The following is a 2,514-nucleotide window of genomic DNA, read 5'->3' as shown; positions in this document are numbered from 1 at the left end:
CACAGCAATCCCCATAGGTTGTTGCCACATAGTAATGGAATCACTAGATTTGCCCGTACCTGAAACTGTACTAACACATCACGGTGACAGTCCATCAGCCCAGCATTATCTATATCATTCACGACCTGCATTCGACCTTGGGCATAGGCGGCGGCATAGCCTTCGCCGAAGCAATGGTCGTGAATGCGAACTTCCATTGCTGAACTAAATCCATCGACAACGGATTCGGCAACAAATTCACCATCATCAAAATTAGATTCGGGGTAGAACTTGAAAATACCGACGCGATCGCATTGCAGTAATTGCTGAATTTCTTGACAAGCGGTATCAAAAATTATTGAGAGATCGAGGGATTGACGGATACGCTGAGTAATTCCTCGCAATAAGGTTTCTCGATTTGCTTGTTGGAGAATAATTTGCTCGGCTTGTTTGCGATCGCTAATATCTTGTACGCTCGACCAGATAATTAACTCTCCTTTTTGGGTGAACGCTAATCCATTTAAAAGGACTGGAATCAAATGACCATCTTTATGAATGTATTCTTTTTCGTAGGGACCATAGCATCCTTCGATCTGGATTCTTTCTAGTTGGGCTGCTTCTTGCTCGGCATATTTGATGGGAGTTATGTCCCAGTATGTTAGTTCTAGGGTTTCTTTAACAGATCGTCCTAGCATTTTGGCGAAGGCGGAGTTGACAAAGACGAGTTGACCGTCCATGCGGCAGCTTGCTAAGCCAATGGGAAATTCTTCGACTAACTCGCGATTAAATGCTTCGCTTTCTACTAAAGCTTCCTCGGCAAACTTGCGATCGCTAATATCAAAGTTAACCCCAATCATACTTTCAGCTTTACCTTGAGTATCTCGCTTAATCTTTCCATAGGCTTTAATGAAGTGAATACTGCGATCGGGATGAATGACTCGAAACTCATTATCGAATTCTAATTGTCCTAACATGGCTTTTTGGACTAGAGCTTCAGTAGCGGGAAAATCATCGGGATGTACTGCGTTTGCCCAAATCTCATAAGGTAAATGGGAATAAATTTCTTTTGAGTATCCATACAGTTCATACATCCGATCATCCCAAACCAGAATGTTCTGTTGAATATCCCATTCCCAGCAGCCGATCGCTCCAGATTTAAGAGCCAAAGCTAAACGCTCTGTGGTTTTTTGCAGTTCTAATTCAGCTTGTTTGCGATCGCTAATATCTTTCCTGACACTCAAAAAGCCAATCGTTTTCCCATCATCGTCTTTAAGGACTGTTACTGATATCTCTACGGGAAAGCGCGAGCCATCTTTGCGAATATGCGTCCATTCTCGATCAAAAGTGCCTTGGGTTGCCATAGACATCAATGATTCAAGTTCCAAATCATTATGCTCCGATTCTCCTGAAATGCCCGAAGCATTGTCGATAAATTCTTGACGATCGAAGAAGATTTCGGGCGTGATCTTACCGATAACTTCTTCTGTGCTGTAACCCAACATTTTTTCAGCACCAGTATTAAAGGACTGAATAATGCCATTTAAGTCGGTAGAGATAATTGCGTAATCAGTACCATCAAGGATTGCCCGTTGCAGTTTATTGACTTGCCATAGCTCTTGAGTTCTCTCTTGGACTGACAACTCTAGTGATTGATTAAGCTTTTGTAATGCTTTCTCTGCTTCCAACAATGCAGCCGTTCTTTCTTTGACCTCGCCTTCTAAATCAACATTACGATTTTCTAACAGAGTTACTTTTTCTGATTCTAGTTGTTCTACTTTTGCTTCTAAAACCTTGGCTAAATTATATATTTCAGTCGGATTTAAGGCTTGGAGCAAATTGGTCTGAGTGACGATTCCTAATAGTTCGCCAAATTCACCTGTTACCGCCAAGCGCCGAATCAACCTTTGCTCCATAATTTGCTGCACCGTCAAGAGGTTATCCTCTGGTTTAACGGAAAAGATCGGCGTACTCATCACCGTATGCGCGATACAGGTTTCAAGGTTTAAGCCTAGGGCTTGAAACTGCACAACATCACGCTCGGTCACTATGCCCACAGGAATTTGTAGGGAGTTATCAGTACTACACGTCTCAACAATCATCACCGAACTAATTTTCTGCCCTGCCATCATTTGCGCGATCGCCAACATAGAGCGATCGGAGACAGCACACACTACATCAGAAGTCATCACCTCAGACACCAATCGCAGCCGCAAGAGATCGATGGGTCTGGTAATTTGTCGTAAACTTTCGTGAGTCACCATTCCCACGAGGAGATCTTGCTCATTGAGAAGCGGCAAATGGCGAATGTGGTATTGCTGGAGCAGATTGACTGCTAAAAACAAATCTGTAAAGTCAGACTCGCGCAAAGTAACCACGGGATGAGCCATCACCTCTCGGACTAATAGACGATTGAGGTCTTGCTGCTGAGCGCTGAGGCGAACCACATCGCGCTCGGTCACTACGCCGATTAACTTTTCATCTTCTAATACCAAGACACAGCTAGATCTTGCCTCTTGTTGAAATTGTTGCTGATGA

1 protein-coding gene is annotated in these 2,514 nt (G+C 43.4%); it reads right to left on the bottom strand.

The window, feature by feature from the left end; genetic code table 11:
• A partial coding sequence (locus APA_RS21805) for a PAS domain S-box protein (RefSeq protein ID WP_201324332.1) occupies positions 1-2,514 on the bottom strand: 2,514 nt, incomplete at both ends.

Origin of the sequence: Pseudanabaena sp. lw0831 (genome assembly GCF_016584665.1) — a bacterium.
Lineage (GTDB): Bacteria > Cyanobacteriota > Cyanobacteriia > Pseudanabaenales > Pseudanabaenaceae > Pseudanabaena.
The sequence above is the reverse complement of the archived record's forward strand: the minus strand, read 5'-3'. Positions and strand labels throughout refer to the sequence as shown.